General features: G+C 47.7%; 15 protein-coding genes, 1 pseudogene and 1 riboswitch. Of the genes and pseudogenes, 5 read left to right on the top strand and 11 right to left on the bottom strand.

Annotated features, from left to right (window positions below):
- Positions 1-54: 54 nt before the first annotated feature.
- From QD47_RS32365 to QD47_RS00710, 7 genes and pseudogenes are all read right to left on the bottom strand, one after another.
- Positions 55-198, bottom strand: coding sequence for an RAxF-45 family protein (locus tag QD47_RS32365; protein WP_162833912.1), 144 nt, complete (start codon positions 196-198; stop codon positions 55-57).
- A 52-nt stretch (positions 199-250) separates the two neighbouring features.
- A complete protein-coding gene (locus QD47_RS00735; RefSeq protein ID WP_044644301.1) occupies positions 251-1429 on the bottom strand; it encodes an MFS transporter in 1179 nt (392 codons plus the stop codon).
- A gap of 68 nt (positions 1430-1497) precedes the next feature.
- Positions 1498-1597: riboswitch (purine riboswitch) on the bottom strand.
- Between the two features lie 56 nt (positions 1598-1653).
- Complete coding sequence (locus QD47_RS00730) at positions 1654-2613, bottom strand: acetylxylan esterase (RefSeq protein WP_044644300.1); 960 nt, start codon at positions 2611-2613, stop codon at positions 1654-1656.
- A gap of 12 nt (positions 2614-2625) precedes the next feature.
- Positions 2626-3675, bottom strand: coding sequence for a glycoside hydrolase family 130 protein (locus QD47_RS00725; RefSeq protein ID WP_044644299.1), 1050 nt, complete (start codon positions 3673-3675; stop codon positions 2626-2628).
- A gap of 45 nt (positions 3676-3720) precedes the next feature.
- Positions 3721-4554 carry a carbohydrate ABC transporter permease gene (locus QD47_RS32870; protein ID WP_044644298.1) on the bottom strand — a complete coding sequence of 278 codons (834 nt, stop codon included), beginning with the start codon at positions 4552-4554 and terminating at the stop codon, positions 3721-3723.
- 2 nt (positions 4555-4556) lie between these two features.
- Positions 4557-5442: pseudogene (locus QD47_RS32865) on the bottom strand (carbohydrate ABC transporter permease).
- A gap of 67 nt (positions 5443-5509) precedes the next feature.
- Positions 5510-6832 (bottom strand): ABC transporter substrate-binding protein, encoded by a 1323-nt coding sequence (locus QD47_RS00710; RefSeq protein ID WP_044644297.1) that lies wholly within the window; start codon positions 6830-6832, stop codon positions 5510-5512.
- A 322-nt stretch (positions 6833-7154) separates the two neighbouring features.
- Here QD47_RS00710 and QD47_RS00705 point away from each other — a divergent pair, with 322 nt between their 5' ends.
- The 3 genes from QD47_RS00705 (at position 7155) to QD47_RS00695 (ending at position 10801) form a co-directional block, all read left to right on the top strand.
- Positions 7155-8330 (top strand): AGE family epimerase/isomerase, encoded by a 1176-nt coding sequence (locus QD47_RS00705; protein ID WP_044644296.1) that lies wholly within the window; start codon positions 7155-7157, stop codon positions 8328-8330.
- The gene (locus QD47_RS00700) at positions 8327-9526 is read left to right on the top strand and encodes a glycoside hydrolase family 130 protein (protein ID WP_044644295.1); all 1200 of its coding nucleotides are present in this window, start codon (positions 8327-8329) and stop codon (positions 9524-9526) included. The genes QD47_RS00705 and QD47_RS00700 overlap by 4 nt, the downstream gene beginning before the upstream one ends.
- A gap of 261 nt (positions 9527-9787) precedes the next feature.
- Positions 9788-10801: a substrate-binding domain-containing protein gene (locus QD47_RS00695; RefSeq protein WP_044644294.1), complete on the top strand. Its 1014-nt coding sequence runs from the start codon at positions 9788-9790 to the stop codon at positions 10799-10801.
- A 126-nt stretch (positions 10802-10927) separates the two neighbouring features.
- On the opposite strand, the gene QD47_RS00690 is transcribed toward QD47_RS00695, so the two are convergent.
- The 3 genes from QD47_RS00690 to QD47_RS00680 form a co-directional block, all read right to left on the bottom strand.
- Entirely contained in the window at positions 10928-11140 is a 213-nt protein-coding gene (locus QD47_RS00690; protein WP_044644293.1) for a cold-shock protein, read from the bottom strand.
- A 105-nt stretch (positions 11141-11245) separates the two neighbouring features.
- Complete coding sequence (locus tag QD47_RS00685) at positions 11246-11446, bottom strand: cold-shock protein (RefSeq protein ID WP_044644292.1); 201 nt, start codon at positions 11444-11446, stop codon at positions 11246-11248.
- A gap of 73 nt (positions 11447-11519) precedes the next feature.
- Positions 11520-12035, bottom strand: coding sequence for a DUF2179 domain-containing protein (locus QD47_RS00680; RefSeq protein ID WP_025683910.1), 516 nt, complete (start codon positions 12033-12035; stop codon positions 11520-11522).
- Positions 12036-12189: 154 nt separating this feature from the next.
- Between QD47_RS00680 and QD47_RS30410 the strand changes: the two genes are divergently transcribed.
- Positions 12190-12366, top strand: coding sequence for a CsbD family protein (locus QD47_RS30410; protein ID WP_068939077.1), 177 nt, complete (start codon positions 12190-12192; stop codon positions 12364-12366).
- Between the two features lie 270 nt (positions 12367-12636).
- A complete protein-coding gene (locus QD47_RS00675) occupies positions 12637-13686 on the top strand; it encodes a stalk domain-containing protein (RefSeq protein WP_044644291.1) in 1050 nt (349 codons plus the stop codon).
- A 122-nt stretch (positions 13687-13808) separates the two neighbouring features.
- On the opposite strand, the gene QD47_RS00670 is transcribed toward QD47_RS00675, so the two are convergent.
- Positions 13809-14432, bottom strand: coding sequence for a copper amine oxidase N-terminal domain-containing protein (locus QD47_RS00670; RefSeq protein WP_235332151.1), 624 nt, complete (start codon positions 14430-14432; stop codon positions 13809-13811).
- Positions 14433-14435: the final 3 nt, after the last annotated feature.

Here is a 14435-nt window from a genome sequence, read left to right as displayed (position 1 = left end):
GCCGCAGGAGCTAGTAGCCCGCGACTCTTTGGATGATACAGCAATCCGTTCGAGTTAAGGTAGGCGTCTTCTCGCGATGTTTACAACCGTATGATTAAAATTGGACAGACTTCTCCCGTTGAATGGAAAAGCATGCACAATGCCAGCCATAGCAATCGGCAGCTGGCTAATACGGTTGTTCAGCATCTCGTGATTCACCTACCTCACCTCCTTCTTCATAATTGTGTGTAGTATAGCATATTTTCTCGCCTTATAAAAGGGGGGAATGCCCACTAACTGTTTGCGATGCTCCGCTTCTCGTAATCGAAAATACGCCGCATACAAAAGCAACAATCACAAAAGCCCCGCCTACCCATGCATTCGTGGCAACTGATTCACTATTCTCAATTACCGCACCGCCCAAGGCTGAGCCGAGGGCAATCCCGATCTGGAGAGCGGAGAAATTGAAGCTTTGCTGAATACTGCCTGATTCGGGGGCATTTTCGATGAGATAGCTCTGCATCGGCGGGGACAAGGCCCAGCTCAATATTCCCCAGATGATCAGCAACGGCGCAAATACATACATCGAGTGAACCGAGAATGGCAGCAAGAACATCACGGCGATAAATACGCCCACAATGATCAAAATACTCTTCGCTGTGCCAAACCGATCCGCCAAAGAGCCGCCAATAAAACCGCCCCCAACAGCCGAAAGTCCAAATACAAAATAGGCGATACTAATCCACGATGCGTTCAAACCCATCATATTCTCCATAAATGGAGTGAAATACGCGTACAGTGTGTAATGACCCGCCAACGTTAGCGTAGTCACCAGATGCGCACTAATCACCTTCACATTTTTCAAGGATTTCAGTTGCTCGCGCATCGGCACGACATGTTCCGTCGGAATCCGCTCCATAAACAAGTTCATGACGATCATAGCAACTACCGTCAACACGGCGATAATCAGGAACAGCACCCGCCAGCCAAATGCATTTCCAATCAGCACCCCGGCTGGAATACCAAGCACGATGGACGAGCTAACCCCCATGGAGATCACACCGAGAACCCGGGCCTGATAAGCCTTGGACACCACTTTGACGGCAATCGTCAGCGATAGCGTCACAATCAGCGATCCACTTGCGGCGGTAACGATACGGGATATAAATAAGACCGCATAATTCGGACTCCAGAAGGCCAAGAGGCTTCCCAGAATAAAAATAAACATCGACCATAAATACAGTCGTTTTCGTTCAATTCTGGCGGTCAGCGCCAATAAAGTCGGCCCGGCGATAGCATAGACAAGCGCGTAGATCATAATAAGCTGTCCCGCCGTGCTTACGGAGACATTCAAATCCTGCGCAATCTGGGGCAGAACGCCACCGATAATTAACTCCACCAGCCCGACCGTAAAGGTCGCAATCGTTAAGATAACTACTTTAAAGTTCATTACATAAGCTCCTTTGCTATCATGTAAATCCCTCGATATACGCAAAAAAATCCTGACCACAAGAAATGTACAAGACGCACATTTTTTGTAATCAGGATTTATCGGTTCCTGGTAGAGACCCTCAAACCATATTATTGAGGTTATACAAATGGGACATTCATTGATCACGCATCACGAAGGTTATAGACATTACTATAAAGGAGCCTAACCCGAAGTTCAACCCCTTAAAGCTGTAAAAATTCACTCATAGCACGATCCGATAGATACGGTAAGTATTCATGGCCGTATTCGTGATACAGGAGCATTTCCTTGTCCGATACGATTTTATTGTACACCGCATACTGCGTGGAAGGCGGGCAAACCGTATCCGACAGCCCCGTCACAAATAGCACCCGACCACAAATACGATCTGCCAAATGTTGAATGTCGATGTAGCCTAGTCGGTGAAATAACTCTTCCTCGCGCACATGGTTCGGATCGAACCAGCGAAAATAATACACCAGCTCCTCATATGCAGACGTGGTGGCATCCAGCGCCCAGGCTCTTTTATAGTCCGACAGGAACGGATATACCGGAACCGCTACACGTACACGTGGCTCCAATGCTGCGCAAGCAACTGTCAATGCTCCCCCTTGGGAGCAGCCGAATGCGCCGATTTGATCGGGGTCTACCTGCTCCATCGACATCAGAATGCGCACCGTCTGTACCGTATCCAGAAATACATTGCGGTAATAGAGCCGATCCGGGTTCGGGTCGTCGATTCCCCGGATGATATGCCCACGAATCGTCGTTCCCTGAACCTGCAAGTTGTCCTCAGACAAACCGCCTTGCCCTCGACAGTCCAGAGCCAGCACGGTAAATCCATGTGCCGCATAGCTCACTTTATCGAACCAGTCGCCACTGTCACAGGAATATCCGTGAAACATCGCCAAAGCCGGACCTTTTTCTGTAAAATGCTTGGGTCGGACGAGCTTTCCATGAACCTTCGCTCCGCCTACTCCTGTAAAATACAGATGAAAGCACTCCACCAGCGGAGAGACAAAATCGGCTGGCTCCAGCGTATAATCCAGCGGCTGCCGCTCCATCTCCTGTAGCGCCCGTTCCCAGTACGCATCAAAATCCGGCGGCTTCGGACTACTGCCCGTATACGACTGCAATTGCTGTAAAGACATATCCTCCGGCATTCAAGTTCCCTCCTACATCCGGCCCGACTCATGGTCGTCTGCGACCACTTCATCCGTTGCGATGACATACTTCATAATGTCGGATACTGTCGTGTATGCGACACCTACATACGTATCGGCGGCTCCATAGTAAATTGCAATCCGTCCGGTGTCCGCATCATGCAGCGTAGCACACGGGAATACCACATTCGGCACAAAGCCCCGCTCCTCGTACCATTCCTCTGGGGTCAGCACGAAATTGGAGGAACGATATTTAACCTTAGATGGATCATCCAGGTCAAGAACGGCTACTCCCATGCTGTATACCAGCCCATTACACGTGCCCGTCACCCCGTGGTAGAACATCAACCAGCCATCGGTCGTCTCAATCGGAGCTGGCCCGCCGCCAATCTTCACCGATTGCCACCAGCCCTGTCCGCCCTTGCTCATCACATGACGATGCTTGCCCCAATACACCAGATCCGGGCTTTCACTGAGAAAAATATCGCCGAACGGCGTATGACCGCTGTCGCTCGGACGGGATAGCAACACATAGTTTCCGTTTAGCTTACGAGGTAATAGCACACCGTTGCGGTTAAACGGCAGGAACGGATTTTCCAATCGCACAAAGCTTTTAAAATCCTTCGTTTGCGCCATACCCAACGCCGCACCGTAAAAATCTGTACACCAGATGATATAATACGTGTCCTCCACTCGGACCAGACGCGGATCGTAGGCATAATTGGGTTGGTAATCATTTCCTTCCTCATCGACCAAATGCAAACGTTCCGTTTCAATGTCCCAAGCCAACCCATCGTCACTCCAGCCCAGATGCAAATGCGGGCGTCCATTAATCGTTTCCGCCCGAAACACCCCCACAAACCGCCCCTCATACGGAGCTACTGCACTGTTGAAAATACGGGCAATGCCCGGCACCGGATTCCGCCCAATGACCGGATTCTCAGTATGTCTCCATACCGGAGCCTCACTGCCTTCAGGCTTATCTTGCCACGGCATTTCCGGCAGACTGTCTCCCACAATTCGTACGTTACCTGCATCCAAATCCACATTCAATTTACTCATACATATGCTCTCCTCTCACCGAGACACTTGATTTTATCGTTTTTTCTATTTCACTGAACCCTGTGCAAATCCGTTATAGATATATTTTTGTAATGCCAAAAATGCAATTAACGTCGGAATAATAGCAATGATTATACCCGCGCTGATCACTTCCCATTGCGAGCCATACGGCCCTTTAAACTTGAACAACGCCGTCGAAATGACCTGAAGGCTTGTTTTCGGCATATACAGAAACGGGGTGTAAAAATCGTTGTAAATATTAACCCCTTTGATAATAATGACCGTCACAATGGCGGGCTTGAGCAGGGGCAAAATAATGCGCCAGTAGATGGTCAGATAGGAGGCACCATCCAGCATGGCCGATTCGTCCAGTGCCACCGCAATGGAATCCAGAAATTGCAGAAAAATATACACCGCAATAATATCGGTTCCCAAATACAGCAAAATGGCTGCCCAAGGCGTGTTAAACAGTTCCAGCTTATTGATAATCTGGAATGTCGATACCTGTGTCGTTACCCCCGGAATGAGGGTTGCGAGCAAAAACGCACCCAGCATGAGACTTTTGCCTTTAAATTTAAAACGATTCAAAATATACGCGATCATAGAGCCGGTCAACGTCGCGCCGATGATCGAAATGATCAGAATAAAGCCCGTGTTCACAAATCCGGTCAGCATGTTGCCGTTCACAAAGGCTTTGGCATAGTTGGCCCAATTGAACCAATTGTCCGGAGGAGTCAGAGGACTGGTAGCCGCATATTCAGCCTTTGTTTTCAAGGAAGCAAAGAAAATCACGACAATCGGAAGTAGTGCGACGAACGCACCCAGCAAAAGCGCGGCATACTTGATGCTGTTCGCCAGCATTCTTTTTAACATATACACGGTTAATCCTCCTCTCCCCGAATCAGCAAACGTTGCAGCAGCGTAACCACGATCACAATCAGCAGCAAAATAACCGCCATCGCCGAGGCCAGACCGACCTTGCTGTACATTGAACGCCACGTCAATCGTCTGAATGACGAACGTTTTACTGCCATTGGAGCCGCCAGTCATAATATACGGAATATCGAATGCACTGATCGCACCGCTAATCGCCAAGATGAGATTCAGCTGCAAAATCCGCTTGATACTCGGCAAAATAATGTACCGAAACTGATGCCAGCGGTTGGCCCCGTCCATATCAGACGCTTCATACAGATCACTTGATATGGAGGAAATCGCACCGAGAAACACAATAAAGTTAAAGCCCATGTATCTCCAGATCGACGTGCCAGCCAGTGAAATATTAATAATCTCCGGGTTGCCCAGCCACAGCTTGATATACGAACCCAGCCCCAGTGCCTGAAGTAGCGTATCCAGCGTGCCGTCCGGCTTGAAGAAGAACAGAAAAATAAAACCAATGGCCACCCCGTTCATCAGGGAAGGGAAAAATAAAATGCCCTTAAACACATTTTTAAACCAGGTTTGAAAGCTGAGAATGGTTGCAAAATAAAGGGCCAGCCCCATCTGTACAAACGTAGCGACAAAGTAATACAGACTGACCTTAAACACCGAGAAATACTCGGGGTCGGTAAAGATTTTGATATAGTTTTCAAAGCCCACATATTCAAGACGCTTACTATAGCCGTTCCAGTCCGAAAAGCTGTATTTGAACATGTTGATCACTGGCAAGTACGCAAAAGTGACCAGCAGCGCCAGCGGAATAAATGAAAAGGCTGCAATAATCGCCATTCTTTGTTTGGAGTAGCTGAGATTCGAAAATTTAAACATGCTGCACCTCCTGGCTATCCGTCCATCGACTGCTACGTCGATCCTTTCTAATCGTCAGTTCAGATGACTATTCGGCTTCCTTCGCAGCCACTTCGGCACGCGCCTTCACCCATGCGTCGTTCAGATCCTTCATAATGGTGTCATACGATTCCGGGCGGTTACCGACCGCTGCCTCAATAATGCGTTTCTTGAAGTCCGGCTGCCACAAACCGATTTCTCCCTTTGTGTCGATTTTATTGACAATCCCTTCCTGTCCTTTTGGCGAAGGAGTGAGCGTTTCAAAGACAACTCCCTGATCTCCGTATTGCTTCAAAATCTCAGGTAATTTCGCACCCTGTAGCGGACTAATACTGCCCGCCTGCTCTACGGCATAATTGGACTTCTCAGTAAACCAGTCCACCCAGGCACGAGCCGCCGCTTTATTTTCACTGTTTACGTTAATACCGAGGTTGTAATCACCTGCCAGCGGAACAAGCACCTTGGAGGCATTTGTTGGAAACGGCATAAAGCCGATATCATCCTTGTTGGTAGCTGTGCTTTTGATCTGGTCAATGGCCCAGGAGCCGAGTACCATCGTACCGATTTTGCCTTGAGCCAGATCCGCCTTGGAGGTTTCCCAATCCGTGGTGGTTGGGTCTTTTTCGATCAGACCATTTTTAGCGGCATCGTACATGATCTTATACAGCTCATAGTGAGGCTGACCCTTCGTAAAATTGTCGTCTGTACTCGGCTGTGTGACATTCACATATTCCTTCGTACCCGCCACTGTAGCCAAATCAGCTTCCCACTGGGTCAGTGCCCACCCGGAGGCATAGTTCGTAAACAGCGGCACTGCCTTGGTTTTGTCCTTAATCTGCTGTAGCGCTTTCAAAAATTGATCCGGGGTTTTAGGAAGTTGCGTGATCCCCGCATCCTTGAACACATTTTTGTTATAAATCACACCAGAATACGTCATTGCTACCGGAATACCGTAGACATTATTGTCCACCATACGTTCTTCAATACCGGCATACTTGCTCTTCATCTCCTCATAAGTGCCTAGCGGTTCGAAAAATTCGGGTAGTTCTGCAATGGGAATGCTGGTAGGAATAAGCAAAACATCTCCGTAATCCCTGGTGCCCATCCGAATTTTAATTTGGCTCTCATAATCGGCTAATGCCTGAAAATTGACCTTCACCTTCGGATAAAGCTTGTTAAATTCCTTGGCGTAATCCTGAAACACCGTATCCACAATATCTGTCCGTTGTGTAATGACCGTGATTTCACCTTCCATATCCTTCGGATCAGAGCTGGCTGCTGGCGTATCTGATCCTTTTGGGGTACACCCTGCAAACAACCCCGCTAACAATAGCACCGATAGTAACGGCACCAAAACCTTGGACAACTTCATAAAACGACCCCTCCCGATTTTTAAAATAAGGTTATCGTTAAACTAACGAAATCATTTTATTATGATAACGCTTACTATGTCAATTTTATTATTTTGTGAATATATAAGCAGAGCTATAAAAGCTCCATAATGCCAATACAATTCGGATAGTGCTTCCCACACAAAGTAATAACGATAGCAGCATAGCTGCCCTGAAACATAACCATTAGCCTTGGGGTAACGGTTATGTTTCAGGAGAGTTGACAGCTTTGAAATACGTGATTATGATTTTAAATAAAGTTACCGATAACCTAATAGAATTTACAAAGGAGGGTTTTGCCTCTTGGACACGTTGCTACATGAGATCAGACAGGAATGGAAGGATCATATACTCCCGTTCTGGCTAAGGTTGAAGGATGAAGCGCACGGTGGATTTTATGGTGAGGTGGATGTCGATCTGCACATCCATACGAAGGCGGACAAGGGCGGGATTGCCACTGCACGGTTACTCTGGTCATTCTCGGCGGCAGCCCGTGTGACCGGGGAACGCATCTATAAGGATGCCGCACGACACGCTTTCCTGTTCCTGCAAGAGCACCTGATAGACCCGGTATATGGAGGAATGTACTGGATGGCAGATCATACGGGCCGTCCTGCCGACACCTGCAAGCACGTCTATGCACAGGCATTCGCCATTTATGCCTTGTCCGAATATGCGCGGGCAACGGGCGACCCCGATGCACTGCCACTAGCTAAGGAGCTGTTTCACCTGCTGGAGCAAAAAGGATATGATCGCACCCGCCAAGCATATGGTGAACAATTTGACCGTATGTGGAACACACAGCCTAATGAGCTGCTCAGCGAAAACGGGGTTACTGCGCATATCACCATGAATACACATATTCATGTTCTGGAAGCGTATACCCAATTACTGCGCGTATGGCCAGATGAAAGCGTGCGAGATGCACTGGTGAATGTACTGGACATTTTATACAGTCGTGTTTACGATGCTTCCACCCGGCGGTTGGGGGTATTTTTCGACAGTGACTGGCGCTCTCTGCTCGACCTGACCTCGTACGGTCACGACATTGAAGCCAGTTGGCTGATTGAGGAAGCTATGAACGTACTGGGGCACCATCCCCCGGAATATGTAGACATGGTGGTGGATATCGCCCATGCGGTAGCCGAACGTGCTGTTCAGCCAGATGGTTCACTGATCAACGAACGGGAAGGCGATCGGGTAGACACCTCGCGCATATGGTGGGTACAGGCAGAAGGAATCGTCGGCTTTTACAATGCGTATCAACGAACACAGGACGAACGTTTCTTACAGATTGTACGGGATTTGTGGGCCTACACTCGGCAGTATATCGTAGATCCACGACCTGGAGGTGAATGGTTCTGGTCCGTTCAAGCGGATGGCAAGCCTGATCCAAAAGAAGTTGCAGGACCTTGGAAATGCCCTTATCACAATAGTCGATTTTGCATTGAAATGCTGGAAAGGATGGGAACGAAATGATTCATACTCAATACAATAAGCTGCTTGCGCAGCAAGAGGAACTGATTACACGCCTGAATGAGGTCAACACCACCTTTTACAATGGCATCTACGAACGCTACTGTTACCCTGTACTCACACGTCATCACGTCCCGCTGCACTGGCGGTTTGATTTGAACGAGCAGACGAACCCGTTTTTCATGGAGCGTCTGGGCGTGAATGCAGCGTTAAACCCGGGCGCAATCTATCATGAGGGCAAATATATTCTGGTTTCCCGCACCGAGGGGCTGGATCGGAAATCGTTTTTCGCCCTGGCCGAGAGCGACAACGGTATTGACCAGTTCCGGTTCATCGATGCCCCATTGATATGGGACGATATCGACCCAGATGAAACGAATATGTACGATATGCGGCTGGTGAAGCATGAGGACGGCTGGATCTACGGTATTTATTGTTCGGAGAAAAAGGACCCTGACGCACCAGCACACGACACCTCCAGCGCTGTCGCTCAGGCCGGACTGGTCCGCACCCGCGATCTTCGCACATGGACCCGTCTACCGAATATCTCCACCCGATCACCGCAACAGCGTAACGTTGTCCTGCACCCCGAATTCGTGAACGGCCAATACGCCTTTTACACTCGTCCGCAGGATGGATTTATTTCCACCGGCTCGGGCGGTGGCATTGCCTTCGGTCTGTGCGAGGATATTACACAGCCTGTGATTGAGAGCGAAACAGTGATTGACGAGCGCTGCTATCATACGGTGTACGAAGCCAAGAACGGGCAGGGGCCCGCTCCGATCAAGACCAGCCGCGGCTGGATTCATATCGCTCATGGCGTACGCAATACCGCCGCTGGTTTGCGATATGTGCTGTACACCTTTGCCACCAACCTGGAGGACCCTTCGTGCGTCATCGCCAAGCCCGGCGGGCATTTTATAGCCCCCTATGATGAAGAGCGTGTCGGGGATGTCTCGAACGTTATTTTTTGCAATGGAGCATTGGTTAACGAGCAAAATGAAGTCTTTATTTACTACGCCTCCAGTGATACCCGTATCCACGTGGCAACAACGACCGTCGCCCGCTTGGAGGACTACACGTTCAACACACCGCCTGACCCACTGCGTTCACTCGGCAGCGCCGCTGTCCGACGTGAGCTGATTCAGCGCAATGAGGCGCTGTTGCAAGCACGCCCTCATTCTTCGCAGCGGACATAAGCCGCAAGCTTTATCCTGCCTGCGGAACCATGTATACTATCCAGAGAACAACTGTTATCCGCAGGCTAATGGTTGTTCTCTGGGCAGCTATGCTGCTACTCTTTATCTTTACTGGGCAGCTACGCTGCTACTCTTTATCTTTACTGGGCAGCTATGCTGCTACTCTTTATGTTTACAGGGCAGCTATGCTGCTGATTTTTCTCGACAGGGCGGCTACGCTGCTGATGTTGATCTTTTTTAAATTGGAAGGCGGAACAGGAAATGAAGAGCAACGTAACGATGCGGGATATTGCAGAAAAGCTGGGGGTTAGCAGCGTGACCGTGTCGAAGGCGCTCAATGACAAGGATGGAGTTAGCGATGAGCTAAAGGAGCGCATCAAGACGCTTGCGGGCGAAATGGGCTACCGTTTCAATACCGCTGCCAAGTCCATGAAGGAGGGCCTCACCTATAACATTGGTGTTGTCATTCCCGAGCGTTTTACCGGCCCCGGCCAATCGTTTTATCTGCACATCTATCAGCAAATTTCGCGGGAACTTGAGCAATACGGCTACTACGGCATTCTTCACATCCTCCATCGCGAAGACGAAGAACAGCTTAATCTGCCACGTATCTATTACGATCGCAAGGTGGATGGCTTCATTCTTCTGGGACAAGTGAGTAAGCCATATATTGAGCTAGTGCAGTCCATGGACCTGCCCAAAATGTTTCTTGATTTTTATGATGAGCATGCCGATATCGACTCCGTAGTAACCGATAATTTTTACGGAGCCTACGAGCTGACCAACTATTTGATCGCCCAGGGACATCGGGACATTGCATATGTGGGTAATCTCCACTCCACCAGTAGCATTCAGGACCGTTTCCTCGGCTACTATAAATCCTTGCTGGAGCACAGGCTGCCCCTGCGTAACGAGTGGGTGCTCAGCGACCGGGACGACGAGGGTGTATACGTTGATATGGAGCTGCCCCAGCCACTGCCGACCGCCTTCGTATGCAACTGTGACCAGGTCGCGTACAACCTGGTGCAAAAGCTCATTGCTCTGGGATACCGCGTGCCTGAAGATTGCTCTGTGGTTGGCTTCGACAACGATGTATATGCCACCCTTATTGTTCCGCAGCTGACCACCGTTGGAGTGGACATTGAACAGATGGCCCGTACTGCCATTGAATCCATGATGAAAAAAATAAGCCATCCCGGCAGTCGTTTTGGCCGGGTCCTTGTACAAGGTCACATCGTGTATCGTGATTCCGTGCAGCGCATGGAGAGGCCGTGATCGATGTGTGTTTTGGACAATTGGCCCATTCTCAAAGCTTCACAACCAAAAGCCGCTCAGCATGTCGCTGGAGCGGCTTTTGATGTTCATAGATTCTACACACGTGGTCAACATACTCGCCTTTACTCAGGAGCGTTGGGCCACAAAAGAGTTGCCCGTTCGATTGAGAATCGGGAGCATCCGCGTTTCCTGTCCCATGGAGGCTTGGCAGAACGGACAAACCGGTTCGCTCAAAAAGGTGAAATCCGTCCGCATCCAGCCGTTGCAACCCTCGCTGGTACACGACCAAATCGCCGTATCTTCCTCTGGGATAATCTCCGGAGCCTGGCGCCTGTACATCTACATTCCCCCCTCGGTTTTATGGGGTAATCCCCTACATTAGAAGGGAGCCCCGCCCAACGAAGCGGCAAAGAGGCTCCTCTGATCAGCTCGTCCTGACCCGTTTTAGCTGGTCTTGGTGACATGCTCCGCCTGCGGCCCGCGCTGGCTTTCCACCACATTAAATTCCACATGCTGGCCTTCGTCCAGCGTCTTGAAGCCTTCGCCGTCGATAGCACTGTAGTGGACAAAAATATCCTGGCCCTCTGTCTCGATAAAGCCGAAGCCTTTATCTGCATTAAACCATTTGACTGTTCCTGTTGGCATATTGTTAAATCCCTCCTGTGCGGGTATTAATATGCTCCATCATCTGAAAAATATGCGTATTTTTCCAAAATGTTTACTTGCGGATCGCCTTGGTCCAGAAGCCGCCATGAAACTGCTTCGGCTCCACTGTAATGACAAAGGCCTTGGGATCAATATCCAGAATGGATTGGTACAGCTTGTTCTGATTTTTTCGCTTAGCCAAAATTTCCATCACCAGCCGATCTCCATCCCGCCCGCTGCCCAGCCAGGCTGTAACACCGTACCCTTTGTCACGCAGCGCATTGGCGATACCTCCGTTGACCTCATTGCTGATCACCTTGACGGTTACGTAGCCGAGCGCTATTTTTTCCTCAATCCATGCTCCAATGAGAATACCAAGCGCATAGCCGATGGCGTAAACCGCGAGACTTGCCACCTGATCCAAATACTTAAGCACCATGTTCAGGCCCAGCACATAGATCGTAACTTCTACAGTACTTATGAGCGCAGCAACGTACTTCTGTCCTTTCAGCGTCAAAATCATACGCAGTGTATACGCAGATACGTAAATAATTTGAATAACAAAAATAAATAACAAAATTTTTAGCATACGCCCACTCCTCATTTCACGTTCTGATTTGGCCTGTATCCATCATTATACCCTTGTATGTCGCACAGCTTTCCGTTTCGCATCACCCTCGCTCGGGTAAAGACTAACTACAGCATGCTGAATGAAATTTCGATCACATAAGGAGGGCTACAACATGAAGGATAACGGAATCAGCGATAAAATCAAAGGTAATGTTAACAAAGCCAAAGGTGAAATCAAGGATCAAATCGGGAATGCCACGGATAATAAATCACTTCAAGCCGAAGGTAAACTGGATAAGGCCAAAGGCCATCTTCAGGAAACAGCAGGCAAGCTGAAGGACGGCAAATAATTCGTGCTTTGGTTATAAGCTTTGACGCACTATTTTTCGAATAAGCCTCGCTGTCTTGTGCAGCGGGCTTATTTTGTTTGACTTGTTTTGTTCGACAAATTTTCAAAAAACTTTTACGAAAACAGGGCAACTTTTACTGTTGCTGTTGCGTCTAACCAATATAAGCACATCTGCTAATATCCCTCCAAACGTGTTGGATTTTGTAGTCATTAATGTTACTCTAGTCTATGAACTAGGCTATAATTCTCAAATAAAGGGGTAGACCAACGAATGAAATCATTGAAATCCATGAAAAAGCCTGTCATTATCACTGCCGTATCCGCCTTGGCCATATCGGGGGCTCTTTTCAGCCAATCCACATATGCCGCGCAAGTGACTAAGCCGATCCAAGCAGTTTATAACAATATCAAAATCATCTACAACGGAACTGAGGTTCCTTATGATGCAAAAACAGAACCATTTATGCTGGATGGCGTGACTTATCTCCCGCTTCGTCTGGCAGGTACAGCTTTGGATAAAAAAGTAGATTGGGACGGTACCAACAAACGCGTAGTCATTGCTGACAAAGGCGTTCCGATTGATCAATCTACAGTTACAGCATTGAACAACCAGATTACGACGCTGACTCAGGAACTGAACACAGCGAAAGCAGCGAACACAACTAAAGACGCTACCATCGCTCAATTGCAAAAAGACAATCAGACGTTAAAAGATGACGCAAACAAAAGCAGCTCCAGCACCTTGAAGGATCTGGAGCGCCAATTGAATAGAGACTATCGCGATAAAAATAATGCCAATGCAGATATTACCTTGAAAGGTGATAAAAACGATATTACTGTGACTATTGAGTTGACAGAAAGTAGATGGAACGATATTTCGAGTAGTAGACAAGAGTCTTATCTTGAAGATATTTCGAATGATATTTTGAAAACCTTTAAAGACGCTGATATTGAAGGAACCGTCAAAAACTCCAATAATGGAAACAAACTTGTAACCTTTGAAGCCGATAGCAAAGGAAATGTTGATCTGGAAAAATTATCCTCTAAAGTTGATCTGAGCGAACTCAAAAGAGTATTACTCAACGACTTTGACCGCAAATACAATAATGTTTCTATAGACTTTAGCGTAAAGGGCGACTCCAGTGAAGTTACTGTAGATGCTTATGTTAAAACGGATGATTGGAATAGTCTAACTTACTACCAAAAGAATAGAATCCAAGAAGATATTATTTCGGACATTAGAAATAAAAATGTATCACGTGTAAAAGGTATTGTTCATTCGAACGAAAACAACAGTACACTGGCGACATTTAACTACTAAGTTGAATAAATACTAGAAATAAGAGGGAGTCTAAAAATAGACTTTCTTGACAGAAAAGAAGACAAGGAAAGTAGCTTCCCTGTCTTCTTTTTCATAACTGGAATTTTTAGAAATCCGAACAATCAGTTAATCAACCTTCCTACGGAAGTAATATATTTTACATAATCTTTGTCCGCATTGGTCGTATCTATATTTCTTGTATAAACCAAATTACCAGGAGTGGTGATTTTCACTTTGTAAAACATACTGGGTCTAGAATAAGGATTTACACTATAGGTTCCTTTACTATAAACAATCAGAGGATTAAAGTCGATTTGCTTGGAAGCAGGCGATAAGCCGCCCTCGTACATAGCATAAATATCCAATATGCCTTTCTTGCGATCCCAATCAAAGGAAGTAAGATCAAACGCATTCGCATCTATGACCTGGGCCAAGTCTTGTCCCTTAAATTTCATAAGAACTGGACTTTCCGTAAAGCTATCATGCCTTAGTTTCAATAAGCCACGCTTGGGATCCCAGTCCATCTTCGCATCTGTATCTTTCAACAGGATGGATATCGGCAAAAACATCGCATTATTCTTCATGATGGGGACTGTATCCATTGTCACCGGCTCACCGTTAACTGATATGTTGGGTGATCCGATCGTTGCCATTACATTACGGCCCAAAAGATCAACCGAAGCGGTTTTGTTCGCTGTATTGTAAGTTACTTTACCACCCAGTATATCCTCTACAGCGCTGAACAACCA

This window comes from Paenibacillus terrae (genome assembly GCF_000943545.1).
Lineage (GTDB): Bacteria > Bacillota > Bacilli > Paenibacillales > Paenibacillaceae > Paenibacillus > Paenibacillus terrae_A.
This window is presented reverse-complemented; position numbering and strand designations above follow the sequence as displayed.